At 53.1% G+C, this 17,553-nt stretch carries 18 protein-coding genes and 1 other annotated feature; of the genes, 10 read left to right on the forward strand and 8 right to left on the reverse strand.

Annotated features, from left to right (window positions below):
• Nucleotides 1–20: 20 nt before the first annotated feature.
• The 4 genes from plaP to ACR42C_RS14705 form a co-directional block, all read right to left on the reverse strand.
• Nucleotides 21–1,379 carry a putrescine/proton symporter PlaP gene (gene plaP / locus ACR42C_RS14690; RefSeq protein WP_008499462.1) on the reverse strand — a complete coding sequence of 453 codons (1,359 nt, stop codon included), beginning with the start codon at nt 1,377–1,379 and terminating at the stop codon, nt 21–23.
• Complete coding sequence (yoeI, locus tag ACR42C_RS14695; RefSeq protein WP_099458931.1) at nt 1,369–1,431, reverse strand: membrane protein YoeI; 63 nt, start codon at nt 1,429–1,431, stop codon at nt 1,369–1,371. The genes plaP and yoeI overlap by 11 nt, the downstream gene beginning before the upstream one ends.
• A gap of 219 nt (nt 1,432–1,650) precedes the next feature.
• Nucleotides 1,651–2,580, reverse strand: a complete 930-nt coding sequence (locus ACR42C_RS14700; RefSeq protein ID WP_479984265.1) for a LysR substrate-binding domain-containing protein — start codon at nt 2,578–2,580, stop codon at nt 1,651–1,653.
• A gap of 41 nt (nt 2,581–2,621) precedes the next feature.
• Nucleotides 2,622–3,446, reverse strand: coding sequence for an SDR family oxidoreductase (locus ACR42C_RS14705; RefSeq protein WP_028013761.1), 825 nt, complete (start codon nt 3,444–3,446; stop codon nt 2,622–2,624).
• A gap of 175 nt (nt 3,447–3,621) precedes the next feature.
• Here ACR42C_RS14705 and hisL point away from each other — a divergent pair, with 175 nt between their 5' ends.
• The 9 genes from hisL (at nt 3,622) to hisIE (ending at nt 10,838) form a co-directional block, all read left to right on the forward strand.
• On the forward strand, nt 3,622–3,672 hold the full coding sequence (gene hisL / locus ACR42C_RS14710) for a his operon leader peptide (protein WP_001364200.1): 51 nt from the start codon (nt 3,622–3,624) through the stop codon (nt 3,670–3,672).
• Nucleotides 3,648–3,771 (forward strand) — a sequence feature (His leader region). Its footprint overlaps the gene before it by 25 nt.
• 45 nt (nt 3,772–3,816) lie before the next feature.
• Nucleotides 3,817–4,716: an ATP phosphoribosyltransferase gene (gene hisG, locus ACR42C_RS14715; protein WP_000886595.1), complete on the forward strand. Its 900-nt coding sequence runs from the start codon at nt 3,817–3,819 to the stop codon at nt 4,714–4,716.
• A 5-nt stretch (nt 4,717–4,721) separates the two neighbouring features.
• On the forward strand, nt 4,722–6,026 hold the full coding sequence (hisD, locus tag ACR42C_RS14720; protein WP_194385647.1) for a histidinol dehydrogenase: 1,305 nt from the start codon (nt 4,722–4,724) through the stop codon (nt 6,024–6,026).
• Nucleotides 6,023–7,084 carry a histidinol-phosphate transaminase gene (hisC, locus tag ACR42C_RS14725; protein ID WP_320720788.1) on the forward strand — a complete coding sequence of 354 codons (1,062 nt, stop codon included), beginning with the start codon at nt 6,023–6,025 and terminating at the stop codon, nt 7,082–7,084. Before hisD ends, hisC begins: the two co-directional genes overlap by 4 nt.
• On the forward strand, nt 7,081–8,148 hold the full coding sequence (hisB, locus tag ACR42C_RS14730; RefSeq protein ID WP_047647361.1) for a bifunctional histidinol-phosphatase/imidazoleglycerol-phosphate dehydratase HisB: 1,068 nt from the start codon (nt 7,081–7,083) through the stop codon (nt 8,146–8,148). Before hisC ends, hisB begins: the two co-directional genes overlap by 4 nt.
• Nucleotides 8,148–8,738 (forward strand): imidazole glycerol phosphate synthase subunit HisH, encoded by a 591-nt coding sequence (gene hisH / locus ACR42C_RS14735; protein WP_479984266.1) that lies wholly within the window; start codon nt 8,148–8,150, stop codon nt 8,736–8,738. Before hisB ends, hisH begins: the two co-directional genes overlap by 1 nt.
• Entirely contained in the window at nt 8,738–9,475 is a 738-nt protein-coding gene (gene hisA / locus ACR42C_RS14740; protein WP_320720786.1) for a 1-(5-phosphoribosyl)-5-[(5-phosphoribosylamino)methylideneamino]imidazole-4-carboxamide isomerase, read from the forward strand. Before hisH ends, hisA begins: the two co-directional genes overlap by 1 nt.
• Nucleotides 9,457–10,233 (forward strand): imidazole glycerol phosphate synthase subunit HisF, encoded by a 777-nt coding sequence (hisF, locus tag ACR42C_RS14745; RefSeq protein WP_116338849.1) that lies wholly within the window; start codon nt 9,457–9,459, stop codon nt 10,231–10,233. The genes hisA and hisF overlap by 19 nt, the downstream gene beginning before the upstream one ends.
• Nucleotides 10,227–10,838: a bifunctional phosphoribosyl-AMP cyclohydrolase/phosphoribosyl-ATP diphosphatase HisIE gene (hisIE, locus tag ACR42C_RS14750; RefSeq protein ID WP_163329797.1), complete on the forward strand. Its 612-nt coding sequence runs from the start codon at nt 10,227–10,229 to the stop codon at nt 10,836–10,838. Before hisF ends, hisIE begins: the two co-directional genes overlap by 7 nt.
• 44 nt (nt 10,839–10,882) lie before the next feature.
• Here hisIE and wzzB read toward each other — a convergent pair whose 3' ends face one another.
• Nucleotides 10,883–11,863 (reverse strand): LPS O-antigen chain length determinant protein WzzB, encoded by a 981-nt coding sequence (gene wzzB / locus ACR42C_RS14755; RefSeq protein ID WP_316379433.1) that lies wholly within the window; start codon nt 11,861–11,863, stop codon nt 10,883–10,885.
• A 194-nt stretch (nt 11,864–12,057) separates the two neighbouring features.
• Between wzzB and ACR42C_RS14760 the strand changes: the two genes are divergently transcribed.
• Entirely contained in the window at nt 12,058–13,062 is a 1,005-nt protein-coding gene (locus tag ACR42C_RS14760; RefSeq protein WP_316379432.1) for an NAD-dependent epimerase, read from the forward strand.
• 49 nt (nt 13,063–13,111) lie between these two features.
• Here ACR42C_RS14760 and ugd read toward each other — a convergent pair whose 3' ends face one another.
• From ugd to ACR42C_RS14775, 3 genes are all read right to left on the reverse strand, one after another.
• A complete protein-coding gene (gene ugd, locus ACR42C_RS14765) occupies nt 13,112–14,278 on the reverse strand; it encodes a UDP-glucose 6-dehydrogenase (protein WP_063409310.1) in 1,167 nt (388 codons plus the stop codon).
• 226 nt (nt 14,279–14,504) lie between these two features.
• Nucleotides 14,505–15,911 (reverse strand): NADP-dependent phosphogluconate dehydrogenase, encoded by a 1,407-nt coding sequence (gene gndA, locus ACR42C_RS14770; RefSeq protein WP_028013772.1) that lies wholly within the window; start codon nt 15,909–15,911, stop codon nt 14,505–14,507.
• Nucleotides 15,912–16,062: 151 nt separating this feature from the next.
• The gene (locus tag ACR42C_RS14775; protein ID WP_479984267.1) at nt 16,063–17,493 is read right to left on the reverse strand and encodes an undecaprenyl-phosphate galactose phosphotransferase; all 1,431 of its coding nucleotides are present in this window, start codon (nt 17,491–17,493) and stop codon (nt 16,063–16,065) included.
• Nucleotides 17,494–17,553: the final 60 nt, after the last annotated feature.

Raw genomic sequence — 17,553 nt, forward strand, 5'->3', positions numbered from 1 at the left:
TTCGCCCGTTGGCGCTGCGCTTACGCGACGTCTTCGTACTGAGGAACCGGGTTACGGAAGCTCTTCGTGACACAAGCCAGATAAACCAGACCGATACCAGCCCAAATCAGGCCAAGCACCATTGAACTCTCTTCCAGGTTAACCCACAGCGCGCCCACGGTCAGGGCACCGCACATCGGCAGGAACAGATACTGGAAGTGATCTTTCAGCGTCTTGTTACGCTTTTCACGGATCCAGAACTGAGAGATAACCGACAGGTTAACAAAGGTGAACGCCACCAGCGCACCGAAGTTAATCAGCGCCGTTGCCATCACCAGGTCAAAGTTAATCGCCAGCAGCGCAATAGCACCGACCAGGATGATGTTCATCGCCGGGGTACGCCATGTTGGATGAACATAACCGAAGAAGCTTTTCGGGAATACGCCATCGCGGCCCATTACGTACATCAGACGCGCAACGCCTGCATGCGCGGCCATACCGGACGCCAGTACGGTGATGGTGGAGAAGATCAGCGCGCCGACCTGGAACGCTTTACCCGCCACATAGAGCATGATTTCCGGCTGAGATGCATCCGGATCCTTGAAGCGAGAGATATCCGGGAAGTACAGCTGCAGGAAATAGGTAGAGAAAATAAAGATCAGACCGCCAATCAGCGCCGTCAGGAAAATAGCACGCGGAATCACGCGCTCTGCATCTTTGGTTTCTTCAGACAGGTTGCTGATCCCGTCAAAACCGGTAAAGGAGAAGCACAGAATGGTTGCCCCGGTAATCATTGGGATCACATGGGCATCACCAGACCAGAACGGCTTGCTGCTCGCCAGTGTGCCCGCGCCTTCGCCATGGAACACGCCGTAAATGACCATGCCAAGAATAACGGCAATCAGGACAACCTGAAGCACGACAATTACGGAGTTAAAGTTGGCAACGGACTTGATGCTGCGCAGGTTAAAGGCAGTCATAAAGGCTACCAGCGCCACGACGAACATCCAGGAGGGAATCGACGGCACCAGCGCTTCAAAATAAATTTTTGCCAGCAGAATGTTGATCATCGGCGCGAACAGATAGTCGAGCAGCGACGACCAGCCCACCATAAAGCCAACCGTCGGGCTGATGGATTTCTGGGCATAGGTGTAGGCGGAACCGGCAGACGGATAGCGACGCACCAGTTTACCGTAGCTCAGCGCGGTGAACAGGATCGCAATCAGCGCGAAGCCGTATGCCGTCGGCACATGACCGTCTGTGAGGCCTGATACGATACCGAATGTATCGAACAGCGTCATCGGTTGCATATAGGCCAGGCCCATCATAACAACCGGAATCAACGTAAGCGTTTTACGTAATTCCACGCGAGAGGTGTTTGGAGTTGCGTTATGCGACATAGTTATTCTCCTTTACGGTGATAACCGCCACGTAAGCGAAAAATTGCCCCATTTCTTTCTTCCTCAGCGACAACAACTGTCGGATTTTAGTAAATATCTATCCGGTACGAAGCCCGGCCTCTTGGTTTTTAGTTTCGTTTCGTACATGCAAAAAAAAATAACCGACGCCTTTTATATCGTCGATTATTCATTTGGTTGCAGCGGCGGCATTTTGCCCCACATCGGATACAAAAGGCAATACTTTGCAACGCACCGGGTAATTTTCTTTTTGCTAACTGGCTGATTTCTCGACGCTACCCTGAGAGTAAACGTCGGCGATAGCACTATTTGCTAAAATTTCGTCCCGCCACCAGGCGCTGGCCAGCCCGGCGGTTTGTTCGTTCCAGCCCACCCATACCGACTCGTTACTGCTTTGAGCAAGTACCTGTTTTTCAACAAGCGCACCGCTATCAATAAAGCGCTGCGCCAGGTAGCGCGGCAAATAGCCGCAGCCCAGGCCGCTAATTTGCAGCTCCAGCTTGGTTTTAAAGTCAAAAACGGTAATGGCCTCCTGCTCATCCAGCAGCTGCGAGGAAACCGCACATTCGGGGCGTGAACTGTCCCCGACTACTATTGCGCGGTACCCCTTAATAACGCGGCGGTTAAGAGGCTCAGGCTCCTGAGCCAGCGGATGATGGGGCGCCACGGCAAATACCTGCTCCAGCACGCCCAGGCGGGCAAAACCAAAGTCACTCAACTGGGGAGGCTCGTGCAGGGCACCGACAAAGATGTCCGCCCTGCCCTGGGTTAAGGCATCCCAGGAGCCGCCCAGCACCCCGTTGATGAAGATCAGCCGGGTGACGCTGTGATGCTGGTAAAACGCTTCAATGAGCGGCGTCAGTAGAGAAAACGGAAAGGTATCATCCACGCCAATCACCAGCTCATTCTCCCATCCCTGATGGAGCTTGACGGCCTGCTTTTCCAGCTCGCGAACGGTATGAAGAACGTCACGGCCTTTTTCCAGCAGCATCTGCCCGGTGCGGGTAAACCGCGCGCGGTGCCCGGAGCGATCGAGGATCTGAATATTGAGGTCGCTTTCCAGTTTTTGAACGGTATAGCTCAGGGCCGAAGGGGTTTTGTAAAGCTTTGCCGAGGCAGCCGCAAAGCTCCCCTCTTTTTCCAGTGCATCCAGAATAATAAGAACATCCAGCAGCGGTTTCATGCTCGCCCCCTTCTGGTGTGCGATTGTCTCCGCTGCGGGGTTTATTCCATGGGCATCACCAGCGGATCGGGATACTGATACTCGAACCCCAGCTCATGGCAAATGCGATTGCCATCAACAATTTTGCCTTTACTTTCGTTCTTTGCCTCACCAAAAACCGGCGGAGCCAACCCAAGCTGGCGTGCCATGAGCGGGTAAAACGTGCTGCGCGCCGGATGAGACGGTGCACATATATTATAGATGTGTCCGCCTTTTGGAGCCTGTAAGAGTAGCTCAATCGCGCCAATAACATCTTCAAGATGCACAAGATTCACGCCATGTTGACCGTCTGGTGCCGTCTTACCGGCAAAGAAGCGCCCCGGATGACGCCCCGGGCCAACCAGCCCCGCCAGACGAACGATATCGACCTGCGTGCCGGGAAGGTTATGCAGCCAGTCTTCCAGCTCTTTCAGGACCTGACCGCTCGCGGTTACGGGACGGCGCTCGGAACTCTCTTTCACCACGCCCTCAGCATCGCCATAAACCGACGTCGAGCTGGTAAAAATTATGCGCGGGACGTGATGCGCCAGCGCGCTGTCGACAATCTCCTGCATCGCCTGCAGGTAGAATGATTCGCCCGGGCCACTGCGCCGTGCGGGTAGCGTAATCACCAGCGCATCTACGTTCATCAGCGTGTCCAGATCGTCCGCATCACACACCAGCTCCGGCTCCAGACGCAGTTCAACGCCATCAATACCGCACATTCGTGCCGCTTCGACCCCATCCCGGGTGGTCTTGCTCCCGGTCACCTGCCAGCCTTTCGCGGCTAATGACATCGCCAGCGGCATTCCCAGCCATCCTAAACCGACAATCGCGACCTTTTTCATGCGAATTCTCCTGACTCTCACTCGTCTTTCATAAGGCTACGCCAGCCCGGCAGAACACACAATTCATAGCATCAATATGAAATGAATTAATGATCAAAAAAAGCCCTTGCAATATGTCGTACAACTGGTTTAGGTTAAAAGACATCAAATGAATAAGCATTCATCGAGAATTTATATGACACGCGTTCAATTTAAACACCACCATCATCACCATCATCCTGACTAGTCTTTCAGGCGATGTGTGCTGGAAGACGTTTGGATCTTCCAGTGGTGCATGAACGCATGAAAAAGCCCCCGGAAGATCTTCTTCCGGGGGCTTTTTTTTGGACCAAATTCAGACAGGTTAAAACAGGTTAACGAGGAATAAAGAATGTTAGATAACTCACGCTTACGCATAGCTATTCAAAAATCAGGCCGTTTGAGTGACGACTCACGCGAACTACTGGCCCGCTGCGGGATCAAAATCAACCTGCACACCCAGCGCCTGATTGCTCTGGCTGAAAACATGCCGATCGACATTCTGCGCGTGCGTGATGACGATATTCCCGGCCTTGTGATGGACGGCGTCGTTGACCTCGGCATCATCGGTGAAAACGTGCTGGAAGAAGAGCTGCTGACCCGCCGCGCGCAGGGTGAAGACCCGCGTTACTTCACCCTGCGTCGTCTGGACTTCGGCGGCTGCCGCCTGTCGCTGGCCACGCCGGTTGATGAAGCGTGGGACGGCCCAGCCGCGCTGAACGGCAAACGTATCGCCACCTCTTACCCTCACCTGTTGAAGCGCTATCTCGACCAGAAAGGCGTGCAGTTTAAATCCTGCCTGCTAAACGGCTCCGTTGAAGTGGCGCCGCGTGCGGGTCTGGCGGACGCCATCTGTGACCTCGTCTCCACTGGTGCCACCCTGGAAGCGAACGGGCTACGCGAAGTGGAAGTCATCTACCGCTCTAAAGCGTGCCTGATTCAGCGCGACGGCGAGATGGCCGACGCCAAACAGCAGCTGATCGACAAGCTGCTGACCCGTATTCAGGGCGTGATTCAGGCGCGTGAGTCCAAATACATCATGATGCACGCCCCAACCGAGCGTCTGGATGAAGTGATTGCCCTGCTGCCGGGCGCTGAGCGCCCAACCATCCTGCCGCTGGCGGGCGATCAGCAGCGCGTGGCGATGCACATGGTGAGCAGCGAAACCCTGTTCTGGGAAACCATGGAAAAACTGAAGGCACTGGGCGCAAGCTCCATCCTGGTGCTGCCAATTGAGAAGATGATGGAGTAATGGCTATGAGCTTTAACACAATCATCGACTGGAATAATTGTAGCGACGAGCAACAGCGCGAGCTGCTGATGCGCCCGGCAATTTCCGCCTCTGAAAGCATCTCCCGCACCGTGGCGGAGATCCTGGATAACGTCAAAGCCCGTGGCGATGACGCCCTGCGTGAATACAGCGTGAAGTTTGATAAGACGGAAGTCGGCGCATTGCAGGTTACCGAGCAGGAAATCATTGATGCCAGTAATCGTCTCGGTGACGATATCAAGCAGGCGATGGCCGTCGCGGTGAAAAATATTGATACCTTCCACACCGCGCAGAAGCTGCAGACCGTGGATGTGGAAACCCTGCCCGGCGTGCGTTGCCAGCAGGTGACGCGCCCGGTTGCGTCAGTGGGACTTTATATCCCCGGCGGTTCAGCGCCGCTGTTTTCGACCGTATTAATGCTCGCCACGCCGGCGCGTATCGCCGGATGCCAGAAAGTAGTGCTGTGCTCTCCGCCACCGATCGCCGATGAGATCCTCTACGCGGCAAAACTTTGCGGCGTGCAGGCGGTGTATAAAGTGGGCGGCGCGCAGGCGATTTCCGCCCTGGCGTTCGGGACGGAGTCCATTCCTAAGGTCGACAAAATTTTTGGCCCGGGCAATGCGTATGTGACCGAAGCCAAGCGTCAGGTCAGCCAGCGTCTCGACGGCGCTGCCATCGATATGCCTGCCGGTCCGTCTGAAGTGCTGGTCATTGCCGACAGCGGCGCAACGCCGGACTTCGTGGCCTCCGACCTGCTTTCACAGGCAGAACACGGCCCGGACTCGCAGGTCATCCTGCTGACGCCGGATGCCGATATGGCGAAACGCGTGGGCGAAGCCGTTGAACGCCAGCTTGCCGACCTGCCCCGCGCCGACACGGCACGTCAGGCGTTAGCGGCCAGCCGCCTGATTGTGGCGCGCGATCTCGAGCAGTGCATCGCCATCTCCAACCAGTACGGCCCGGAGCACCTGATTATTCAGACCCGCAACGCGCGCGATCTGGTTGACAGCATCACCAGCGCGGGCTCGGTGTTCCTCGGCGACTGGTCACCGGAGTCCGCGGGGGATTACGCCTCCGGCACCAACCACGTCCTGCCGACGTATGGCTACACCTCTACCTGTTCCAGCCTCGGCCTGGCGGATTTCCAGAAACGCATGACCGTGCAGGAGCTGTCCCGCGAGGGGTTTGCTTCACTGGCTTCTACTATTGAAACCCTGGCCGCCGCCGAGCGTCTGACCGCCCACAAAAACGCCGTGACGCTGCGCGTTGCAGCCCTGAAGGAGCAAGCATGAACATTGAAGAATTAGCCCGCGAAAATGTCCGCCGCCTGACGCCTTACCAGTCTGCGCGTCGTCTGGGCGGAAACGGGGACGTCTGGCTGAACGCCAACGAATTCCCGACTGCGGTGCAGTTTGAGCTGTCGCAGCAAACGCTGAACCGCTATCCGGAGTGTCAGCCGAAGGCGGTTATCGAAAACTACGCGCAGTACGCGGGAGTGAAGCCGGAGCAGGTGCTGGTCAGCCGCGGCGCGGATGAGGGCATTGAGCTGCTGATCCGCGCGTTCTGCGAGCCGGGCAAAGACGCGGTGATGTACTGCCAGCCTACCTACGGCATGTACAGCGTCAGCGCCGAAACCTTCGGCGTGGCGTGCCGCAACGTGCAGGCGCTGGAGAACTGGCAGCTCGATTTGCAGGGTATTGCAGACAATCTCGATGGCGTGAAGGTTGTCTTCGTCTGCAGCCCAAATAACCCAACCGGGCAGATTATCAACCCGCAGGATATTCGCACCCTGCTGGAGATGACGCGCGGTAAAGCCCTGGTGGTCGCGGATGAAGCCTATATTGAGTTCTGTCCGCAGGCAACGCTGGCAGGCTGGCTGAAAGAGTATCCGCACCTGGTTGTGCTGCGCACGCTGTCGAAAGCCTTTGCTCTTGCAGGTCTGCGCTGCGGATTCACGCTGGCGAATAAAGAGGTTATCGACCTGCTGCTGAAAGTGATCGCCCCGTACCCGCTCTCAACGCCGGTTGCCGATATTGCGGCACAGGCGCTGACGCCGCAGGGCATAAATGCAATGCGCGAGCGCGTGGCGCAAATTCTGGCGGAGCGTCAATATCTGGTGACAGCCCTGAAGGATATTCCCTGCGTGGAGCAGGTGTTCGACTCGGAAACCAACTATATCCTGGCGCGCTTCACCGCCTCCAGTGCCGTATTTAAATCTTTGTGGGATCAGGGCATTATCTTACGAGACCAGAATAAACAACCTTCCCTGAGCGGATGCTTGCGCATTACCGTAGGCACCCGCGCAGAGAGCCAGCGCGTGATTGACGCCCTGAAAGCGGAGAAAGTATGACCCAGAAGATCCTTTTCATCGATCGTGACGGCACCCTTATTTCGGAGCCACCAGCCGATTTTCAGGTCGATCGATTCGACAAACTGGCTTTTGAACCGGACGTGATCCCGGTGCTGCTTAAGCTGCAGAAAGCCGGATTTAAGCTGGTGATGATCACCAATCAGGACGGTCTGGGTACTGACAGCTTCCCGCAGGCGGACTTTGACGGCCCGCATAATCTGATGATGCAGGTGCTGACCTCTCAGGGCGTGGTATTTGATGAAGTGCTGATTTGCCCGCACATGCCGGCCGACGAGTGCGACTGCCGTAAGCCAAAGGTGAAGCTGGTAGAGCGTTACCTGGCTGAAGATGCGCTGGATAAAACCAACAGCTATGTCATCGGCGATCGCATCACCGATATCACGCTGGCGGAAAACATGGGCATCGCGGGGCTGCGCTACGACCGCAACAACCTTAACTGGGCGAAAATTGGCGAGCAGCTGACAAAGCGCGACCGCTATTCCCACGTTGAGCGCAACACCAAAGAGACGCAGATTGATGTGAAGGTCTGGCTGGACCGTGAAGGCGGCAGCAAGATCCACACCGGCGTCGGTTTCTTCGACCATATGCTGGATCAGATTGCCACCCACGGCGGCTTCCGCATGGAGATCGCGGTAAAAGGCGACCTTTACATTGACGATCACCACACAGTGGAAGATACCGGCCTGGCGCTGGGTGAAGCCCTGAAGCTGGCGCTCGGCGACAAGCGCGGCATCAACCGTTTCGGCTTCGTCCTGCCGATGGACGAGTGCCTAGCGCGCTGCGCCATGGACATTTCAGGTCGTCCGCACCTGGAATATAAAGCTGATTTCACCTACCAGCGTGTGGGCGATCTCAGCACCGAAATGGTGGAGCACTTCTTCCGTTCATTGTCCTACACCATGGGCCTGACGCTGCATCTGAAGACCAAGGGCAAAAACGATCACCACCGCGTGGAGAGCCTGTTTAAAGCCTTTGGCCGTACGCTGCGCCAGGCGATCCGCGTGGAAGGCGATGCCCTTCCCTCATCAAAAGGAGTGCTGTAATGAACGTGGTGATTCTGGATACCGGATGCGCCAACCTCAACTCCGTAAAATCGGCCATTGCGCGCCACGGCTATGAGCCGGTGGTAAGCCGCGATCCGGACGTTGTCTTGCGCGCCGATAAGTTATTCCTGCCGGGCGTTGGCACCGCGCAGGCCGCGATGGATCAGATTCGCGAACGCGAGCTGGTCGATCTGATCAAAGCCTGTACCCAGCCGGTGCTGGGCATTTGCCTGGGCATGCAGCTCCTGGGCCGTCGCAGCGAAGAGAGTAACGGCGTTGACCTGCTGGGCATTATCGACGAAGACGTCCCAAAAATGACCGACCACGGTCTGCCTCTGCCGCATATGGGCTGGAACCGCGTTTACGCCAAAGCGGGCGACCGGTTGTTTCGCGGCATCGAAGACGGCGCGTACTTTTACTTCGTGCACAGCTACGCCATGCCCGTAAACACCAATACCATCGCCCAGTGCAATTATGGCGAGGCGTTTACTGCGGCGGTACAGAAAGACAATTTCTTCGGCGTGCAGTTTCACCCGGAGCGCTCTGGTGCCGCGGGTGCGCAGCTGCTGAAAAACTTCCTGGAGATGTGATGATTATTCCCGCTTTAGATTTAATTGACGGCACGGTTGTCCGTCTCCACCAGGGCGATTACGGCCAGCAGCGAGACTACGGAAACGACCCGCTGCCGCGTCTGCAGGATTATGCCGCTCAGGGGGCCCAGGTGCTGCATCTGGTGGATTTGACGGGCGCGAAAGATCCGGCGAAGCGCCAGATCCCGCTGCTTAAACAGCTTGTTGCTGGTGTTGACGTGCCCGTACAGGTCGGCGGCGGCGTTCGTACGGAAGAGGACGTTGCGGCGCTGCTGGACGCTGGCGTGGCGCGCGTGGTGGTAGGGTCAACTGCCGTGAAAGATCCTGACACGGTGAAAGGCTGGTTCCGCCGCTTTGGCGCCGACGCCCTTGTACTGGCGCTGGACGTGCGCATTGACGAGCAGGGTAAAAAGCAGGTTGCCGTCAGCGGCTGGCAGGAAAACTCCGGCGTGACGCTGGAAGAGCTGGTCGATATCTATCTTCCCGTTGGCCTGAAGCACGTGTTGTGTACCGATATTTCCCGCGACGGAACGCTGGCGGGCTCTAACGTCTCGCTGTATGAAGAGGTCTGCGCGCGTTATCCGCAGGTTGCGTTCCAGTCTTCTGGCGGTATCGGTGATATAGACGACGTGGCCGCGCTGCGCGGCACCGGTGTGCAGGGCGTGATCGTGGGCCGGGCCCTGCTGGAAGGTAAATTTACTGTGACGGAGGCGATTCAATGCTGGCAAAACGGATAATCCCTTGCCTGGACGTACGCGACGGTCAGGTCGTGAAAGGCGTGCAGTTCCGCAACCACGAAATCATTGGCGACATCGTTCCGTTGGCAAAACGCTATGCCGATGAAGGCGCAGACGAGCTGGTCTTTTATGATATCACCGCTTCCAGCGATGGCCGCGTGGTCGACAAAAGCTGGGTGGCGCGCGTGGCGGAAGTGATCGACATTCCGTTCTGCGTAGCGGGCGGGATTAAGTCCGCTGACGACGCTGCCAAAATTCTCTCTTTTGGGGCCGACAAGATTTCCATCAACTCCCCTGCTCTGGCCGAGCCGGAGTTGATTACACGCCTGGCCGATCGCTTTGGCGTGCAGTGTATTGTGGTTGGAATCGACACCTGGTATGACGCCGCAACGGGCAAGTACCACGTCAACCAGTACACCGGCGATGAAAGTCGTACCCGCGTCACCCAGTGGGAAACGCTCGATTGGGTGCAGGAAGTGCAAAAGCGTGGCGCAGGCGAGATTGTTCTCAATATGATGAACCAGGATGGCGTGCGTAACGGTTATGACCTCGAGCAGCTGAAGAAAGTGCGCGCGGTCTGCCACGTTCCGCTGATTGCCTCCGGCGGCGCAGGCACCATGGAGCATTTCCTGGAAGCCTTCCGCGATGCGAACGTGGACGGTGCCCTTGCCGCCTCCGTGTTCCACAAGCAGATTATCAATATTGGTGAGTTAAAAACGTACCTGGCCGACCAGGGCGTGGAGATCAGGGTATGTTAACAGAGCAACAACAGGCGCAGCTGGACTGGGAAAAAACTGACGGATTACTGCCGGTGGTTGTACAGCATGCCGTCTCGGGCGAAGTGCTGATGCTGGGTTATATGAACCAGGACGCGCTGGCAAAAACGATCGACAGCGGCAAAGTGACGTTTTTCTCGCGTACGAAGCAGCGCCTGTGGACCAAAGGGGAAACCTCGGGGCACTTCCTGAACGTGGTCAGCATGACGCCAGACTGCGATAACGACACCCTGCTGGTGCTGGTAAACCCAATCGGCCCAACCTGCCATAAGGGCACCAGCAGCTGCTTTGGCGAGACGAGTCATCAGTGGCTGTTTCTGTATCAGCTGGAGCAGCTGCTGGCGGAGCGTAAATCGGCGGATCCTGAGAGCTCCTATACCGCGAAGCTGTATGCCAGCGGGACTAAGCGCATTGCGCAGAAGGTGGGAGAAGAAGGCGTTGAGACGGCGCTGGCCGCGACCGTACATGACCGGGAAGAGTTGACGAATGAAGCATCGGATTTGATGTATCACCTGCTGGTGCTGCTGCAGGATCAGGAGCTGGATTTGACGGCGGTGATTGAGAATCTTCGCAAACGACACAAATAAAAAAACCGGGGATTAATTATCCCCGGTTTTTTTAAATCTGCAAATCAGGCTTTTGGTTTGTAGTTGCGCAATGCATTACGCCCCAGAACCACACCAGAGCCAATCATACCGCCCAGCAGCACGGCTAGAACAAGAATAACCGCTTTCTTAGGACTATCGCGACGAACGGGCAGATCCGGCTTCATAACGTAACGATAAACGTGGATAGTGTCAGGATTCACGTTCAGGTTCTGGATGTCCAGCAGGTTTCGTTTAGTCTGATAATATGCGGTAGAGAAGATCAGCGGGCGCGACGCTTCATTGTCTATCATCGATTTCAGCCCTTCACTTCCCAGCAGGAACATCGTTTCCTGAGTGACATCCTGGGTTTGCTGAATCTGTGGCGAGGAGATTTTCGCCGCTTCAGCATTCTTCAATGCTTCTGCAATCTGTTTAATACGCAGATCTTTCTGCTCCTGAGCGACCTTCTCCTGGCTAACCAGAGAATCGTTCAGCGTTTTAATCTGCTCCTTGATATTGTCCTTGAGGTCAAGGGCAAGTTCTTTTGCCGTCTGTTCATCAATCTGCTGGATGTACTGCGCCAGCTGCTTTTGCGCCGCTTCAGCTGATGTACTGGCATAGGAGACGCTTAACGGCAGCGGCTGCCCTTTAACAGCAGGCTCAATAGTCAGTTTTTCAGGCACATCCTGGTTGTCCAGCGCCTGGGATAACGCAGAGAAAGAGGCGTTAAAACGGTCAATCGCGCGCGTTTGAATGTCCAGCATTGAAGGAGCTGCGCTGCCGTAGAGGATGTTCAATGCGTTTGAGTAGGTCGCTATCTGCGCTGCATCAGGTTGGGCAATGATCGCGCTTGAGGTCCACTTTTCCTTAGCAATTGAAAGATATCCCACGGCCAGGGCAATAAAAACAACAACAAACGTTGCTATCATCCACTTTCCACGCCACAGCTGTAACACTAAATCAAGTAAATCAATTTGCTCAGGGTCGTTGCTTCGGCTGACCTGGCTATTGTTGTTTTGCGTCATACAATCCCTAACTGATGAAAAAGGGGAAACATAATTATGTTTGCATAGTTTATCTATTACTGCGGATTTTTCTATAAGAATCCGATGAGTTATATCGGAAAGATGCGTTATGTAACTCGCTCCCCTTCGCGCTATCATAGACACCATGTGATGCGTTATCGCATCTGTAAGAATAAGGGTTTAAGAGGGAAAATATGAAATTTCTGGTCACCGGTGCAGCAGGTTTTATCGGTTCGAATGTCAGTAAACGCCTCATTGAGGCCGGACATCAGGTTGTCGGTATTGATAACCTGAATGACTACTACGATGTCAACCTGAAACTGGCGCGTCTGGAACGGATACAATCAGAGCGTTTCACCTTTCACAAGCTTGAGTTAGCAGACCGTGAAGGCATGGCTGCGCTTTTCGCCAGTGAAAAGTTTGATCGCGTCATTCATCTGGCTGCACAGGCAGGCGTTCGTTACTCCCTGGAAAACCCGCACGCCTATGCGGATGCCAATCTTATTGGCCATCTCAACGTGCTGGAAGGGTGTCGCCATAACCACGTTCAGCATCTGCTTTATGCCTCGTCCAGCTCCGTATATGGCCTCAACCGTAAAATGCCGTTCTCTACTGATGATTCCGTGGATCACCCCGTTTCACTCTATGCTGCGACCAAAAAAGCCAATGAACTGATGTCGCACACCTATTCGCACCTGTACAACTTGCCGACCACCGGACTGCGCTTCTTTACCGTATACGGTCCGTGGGGACGCCCGGATATGGCGCTGTTTAAATTTACTAAGGCAATGATTGAAGGCAAAAGCATCGATGTCTATAACTACGGGAAGATGAAGCGCGACTTTACCTACATCGATGATATTGCTGAAGCGATTATTCGTCTGCAGGATGTTATTCCCCATCCTGACGCAAACTGGACCGTTGAGACCGGCTCACCGGCAACCAGTTCAGCACCTTACCGCGTTTACAACATCGGTAACAGCTCCCCAGTAGAGCTGATGGACTACATCACAGCACTGGAAGACGCGCTGGGTAAAAAAGCCGAGAAAAATATGTTGCCGCTCCAGCCGGGCGACGTACTGGAAACCAGTGCCGACACGAAAGCGCTGTATGACGTGATCGGTTTCAAACCACAAACCTCGGTTAAAGACGGAGTGAAGAACTTCGTTGAATGGTACCGCGAGTTTTACAAGGTCTGAAAATAAAAAACCCGGCAAATCAGCCGGGTTTTTTCATCATGAAAGAGATTTAGTCGCTACCGAAGAGATCGCGGGTATAGACTTTGTCAGCGACGTCAGCCAGCTCTTCCGCCATGCGGTTCGAGATAATGACATCCGCTTCTTTTTTGAAGGCATCCAGATCGCGGATCACACGGGAATTGAAGAACTGATCTTCCTGCATGGCAGGCTCATAGATAATGACCTCCACGCCTTTCGCCTTGATGCGCTTCATAATCCCCTGAATGGAAGAGGCGCGGAAATTATCGGAACCGCTCTTCATGATCAGACGGTACACTCCCACCACTTTCGGCTGGCGCGCAAGAATGGAATCGGAGATGAAATCTTTACGCGTACGGTTAGCGTCAACAATCGCCGATATCAGGTTATTCGGCACGGCCTGGTAGTTCGCCAGCAGCTGCTTGGTATCTTTTGGCAGGCAATAGCCACCGTAGCCAAATGACGGGTTGTTATAGTGGTTGCCAATACGCGGGTCGAGGCAAACCCCTTCAATAATCTGGCGGGTGTTCAGCCCAAGACTTTCTGCATAGCTGTCGAGCTCATTGAAGTACGCAACTCGCATTGCCAGATAGGTGTTTGCGAAAAGCTTAATCGCCTCCGCTTCGGTGGAGTCCGTGAACAGCACCGGAATATCTTTCTTCACTGCGCCTTCCTGCAGCAGTGCGGCAAAGCGTTCAGCACGCTCAGAGCGTTCGCCAATAACGATACGCGAAGGATGCAGGTTATCGTAAAGCGCTCTCCCCTCACGCAGGAACTCTGGCGAGAAGAAGATATTATCAATACCAAACTTTTCTTTGATGGATTTGGTAAAGCCGACAGGAATGGTCGATTTAATAACCATCACCGCATCAGGATTAATCGCAATAACATCTTTGATAACCGCTTCTACGGTTGAGGTGTTGAAATAGTTGGTTTTTGGATCGTAGTCAGTAGGCGTCGCAATGATGACGTAATCCGCATCGCGGTATGCATCTTCTTTATCTGTCGTGGCGCGGAAATTCAGCGGTTTATTGCTGAGATAGTCCTGGATTTCTTTGTCGACAATCGGCGATTTCTTCTGATTGAGCATATCCACTTTGGCCTGCACGATATCCAGCGCAACCACTTCATGGTTCTGAGCAATCAGAATGCCGTTAGAAAGACCGACATACCCTGTTCCGGAAATTGTTATTTTCATTCGCTAATGACTTCTTTTAGTTAACTGTATTGATGGCCGGCAGACCATCGCGATAAACATAACTGTTGGGCTTTGTACCTCCTGACAAACAGAACTGTCAAGGCAAACCAGGAGTAATCACAACGAGCGGGATGAGATTCAGACTACTTCGAATAATGGCCGGCATTTTTTGCATAAAAAAACCCGGAGACAAGCTCCGGGTTGGTATTATTGCGAAGGTTTTAACTCACTCCATCCATTCGGTATGGAACACACCTTCTTTATCCGTGCGCTTGTAAGTATGCGCACCAAAATAGTCACGCTGTGCCTGGATCAGGTTGGCAGGCAGAACAGCAGCACGATAGCTGTCATAATAAGCTACTGCCGCAGAGAAGGTTGGAACCGGGATTCCGTTCTGTACGGCGTAGGCAACCACGTCACGCAATGCCTGCTGGTATTCATCCGCAATCTTTTTGAAGTACGGGGCCAGCAGAAGGTTGGCGATACCCGCGTTTTCAGCATAGGCATCGGTGATTTTCTGCAGGAACTGCGCACGAATGATGCAACCCGCGCGGAAGATCTTCGCAATCTCACCGTAGTTCAGATCCCAGTTGTTCTCGTCTGACGCCGCACGCAGCTGAGAGAAGCCCTGCGCGTAAGAGACGATTTTACCCAGGTACAGGGCGCGACGAACTTTCTCGACGAACTCAGCTTTGTCACCGGCTGGTTTAGCCTGAGGGCCAGACAGCACTTTAGAAGCCGCAACGCGCTGCTCTTTCAGAGAAGAGATATAACGCGCAAAGACGGATTCGGTGATCAGAGACAGCGGCTCGCCCAGATCCAGAGAGCTCTGGCTGGTCCATTTACCGGTACCTTTGTTCGCTGCTTCATCCAGAATCACATCAACCAGGTATTTACCCTCTTCATCTTTCTTCGTGAAGATATCTTTGGTGATGTCGATCAGATAGCTGTTCAGCTCGCCTTTATTCCACTCGGTAAAGGTTTCAGCCAGCTCTTCGTTAGAGAGATTCAGGCCGCCTTTCAGCAGGGAGTATGCTTCTGCGATCAGCTGCATATCGCCGTATTCGATGCCGTTGTGCACCATTTTGACATAGTGACCAGCACCGTCCGGACCGATATAAGTCACACACGGCTCACCATCTTCCGCAACAGCAGCGATTTTAGTCAGGATTGGCGCAACCAGTTCGTACGCTTCTTTCTGGCCACCAGGCATGATTGATGGACCTTTCAGCGCGCCCTCTTCACCACCGGAAACACCGGTACCGATGAAGTTGAAGCCTTCAGCGGACAACTCACGGTTACGACGAATGGTGTCCTGGAAGAAGGTGTTACCGCCATCAATGATGATGTCACCTTTTTCAAGGTAAGGCTTCAGGGAGTCGATAGCAGCATCGGTACCCGCGCCCGCTTTCACCATTAACAGGATACGACGAGGCGTTTCCAGGGACTCAACGAACTCTTTCACCGTATAGAAAGGAACCAGTTTCTTGCCTGGATTCTCGGCAATCACTTCTTCGGTCTTATCACGGGAGCGGTTGAAAACGGAGACGGTATAACCACGGCTTTCGATGTTGAGCGCCAGGTTGCGCCCCATCACTGCCATACCGACAACGCCGATCTGTTGCTTGGACATTACATACTCCTGTCAGGTGTGGATACCCCGCCGGAATGCGAACGACGGGTAAAGTAAAAAACATGTTAACTCAAGGGTGAGGTAAGAGGGTAGCAAATGATGCACTGATCACATAACTGCATATTTTCTAGTGAATTATCGGCTGAGAATCTCAGTATGCACCATCACGATGTAACACAACCTTCACCGTCTTAAACAAAATGGCAATATCATTCCAAAGAGTCCAGTTTTTGACGTACCATGCATCAAAATAGACGCGTGTATCGTAATCAACGTCGTTACGACCACTCACTTGCCATAATCCTGTCATACCCGGCTTCGCCATCAGATAATAATCAACATCATCACAGTAACGCTCCAGTTCGTCAGAAATGATAGGTCGCGGACCAACCAGGCTCATTTCACCTTTAAGCACGTTGAATAATTGCGGTAATTCATCAAGGCTGGTTTTACGAATAAAACGCCCCACAGCGGTAATACGTGGATCATTCTTTAATTTAAAATCTTTTTCCCACTCAGCCCGCGCCTCCGGATCGCTATCCAGAAGCTCTTTTAACACTTCCTGAGAATTCATCACCATTGAGCGGAATTTGTAGCACGGGAATAACTTACCGTTTCGCCCTACACGCTGATGACCATAAATGGCTGGCCCACCATCACGTGTCACTTTGTACCACAGGTAAATCATGAGCGGTGATGCGACTAACAATATTAATGAAGAGCAAACAATATCGAAAGTACGCTTAAGAAAACGAGAGGTCCTTTTGGCAAGATTGTTTTGTATCCTCAATAACATCACTTCATGGCTAAAAATGAAGGACATATCGGTATTATATAAGGGCAATCCGCGGAAAGAAGGCACAACTGTAACTGAACGACAACGGTGTTTAGATAACTCACGAAGCCATAATTGTGTTTTATCAAGCTCGGTATATTCATAGGCAAGTATATAATGAATATCTCCGGTACGATTTAAACTCCAAATTTTTTCTACATCTTGTATTACAGGTAGTGAACAAATCTCAGATGATGCAGCATCAGTATCAAAGAAAGCCACAACATTAAAACCCATCATCTCTTCGCTCTGCAGAGCATTGTATGCACCGATTGCATTTTCACCACACCCAAGAATGACGGTTGTTTTTTTCCAGATCCCTAATTTATTTAGCAAGTGCTTTGTTAGTACACGGAACAAGGGCACCAAAATCAGCGCAAACGACCAGCAAAACACCCAAACATAACGAGAAAATTGCCATTTTGTAAACGCAATCAGCGCCAAATCAAACACGGCAAAAATCACAATTGTCCGAATAATTTCTTTTAATTCATACCAAAATGGTTTGCGATAAGTGTAATGACGCAAACGTATCCAAAACCATCCTACACAGACGATTGAAAGTATGAAATGCGAAATGAAGCGCAAGTCTAATTGTTCTTGCGGAATAAAACGCTGAACCTCATTAAAAATTAAATATACGCACCCTAAAGATAGCCACAACGCTACATTGAAAAAAAATAAATCCGAAATAGCCAATAATATCTTACATAACTGTGGATTATACTTGTTATCAATACTATCCATTAAACTCACGCCCTCTAAATGGGTACCAAATAGCCAAGTTAAGCGTTCCCGAGATAAACG

It is taken from the genome of Enterobacter sp. MG-EB028 (assembly GCF_056673305.1).

Coding starts and splice junctions, on each gene's coding strand:
- plaP (WP_008499462.1), bottom strand. CDS start 1,379: ATGTCGCATAACGCAACTCCAAACACCTCTCGCGTGGAATTACGTAAA.
- wzzB (WP_316379433.1), bottom strand. CDS start 11,863: ATGACGCAAAACAACAATAGCCAGGTCAGCCGAAGCAACGACCCTGAG.
- hisG (WP_000886595.1), top strand. CDS start 3,817: ATGTTAGATAACTCACGCTTACGCATAGCTATTCAAAAATCAGGCCGT.
- hisF (WP_116338849.1), top strand. CDS start 9,457: ATGCTGGCAAAACGGATAATCCCTTGCCTGGACGTACGCGACGGTCAG.
- ACR42C_RS14775 (WP_479984267.1), bottom strand. CDS start 17,493: ATGGATAGTATTGATAACAAGTATAATCCACAGTTATGTAAGATATTA.
- hisA (WP_320720786.1), top strand. CDS start 8,738: ATGATTATTCCCGCTTTAGATTTAATTGACGGCACGGTTGTCCGTCTC.
- ugd (WP_063409310.1), bottom strand. CDS start 14,278: ATGAAAATAACAATTTCCGGAACAGGGTATGTCGGTCTTTCTAACGGC.
- ACR42C_RS14700 (WP_479984265.1), bottom strand. CDS start 2,580: ATGAAACCGCTGCTGGATGTTCTTATTATTCTGGATGCACTGGAAAAA.
- ACR42C_RS14760 (WP_316379432.1), top strand. CDS start 12,058: ATGAAATTTCTGGTCACCGGTGCAGCAGGTTTTATCGGTTCGAATGTC.
- ACR42C_RS14705 (WP_028013761.1), bottom strand. CDS start 3,446: ATGAAAAAGGTCGCGATTGTCGGTTTAGGATGGCTGGGAATGCCGCTG.
- hisIE (WP_163329797.1), top strand. CDS start 10,227: ATGTTAACAGAGCAACAACAGGCGCAGCTGGACTGGGAAAAAACTGAC.
- hisH (WP_479984266.1), top strand. CDS start 8,148: ATGAACGTGGTGATTCTGGATACCGGATGCGCCAACCTCAACTCCGTA.
- hisB (WP_047647361.1), top strand. CDS start 7,081: ATGACCCAGAAGATCCTTTTCATCGATCGTGACGGCACCCTTATTTCG.
- hisC (WP_320720788.1), top strand. CDS start 6,023: ATGAACATTGAAGAATTAGCCCGCGAAAATGTCCGCCGCCTGACGCCT.
- gndA (WP_028013772.1), bottom strand. CDS start 15,911: ATGTCCAAGCAACAGATCGGCGTTGTCGGTATGGCAGTGATGGGGCGC.
- hisD (WP_194385647.1), top strand. CDS start 4,722: ATGAGCTTTAACACAATCATCGACTGGAATAATTGTAGCGACGAGCAA.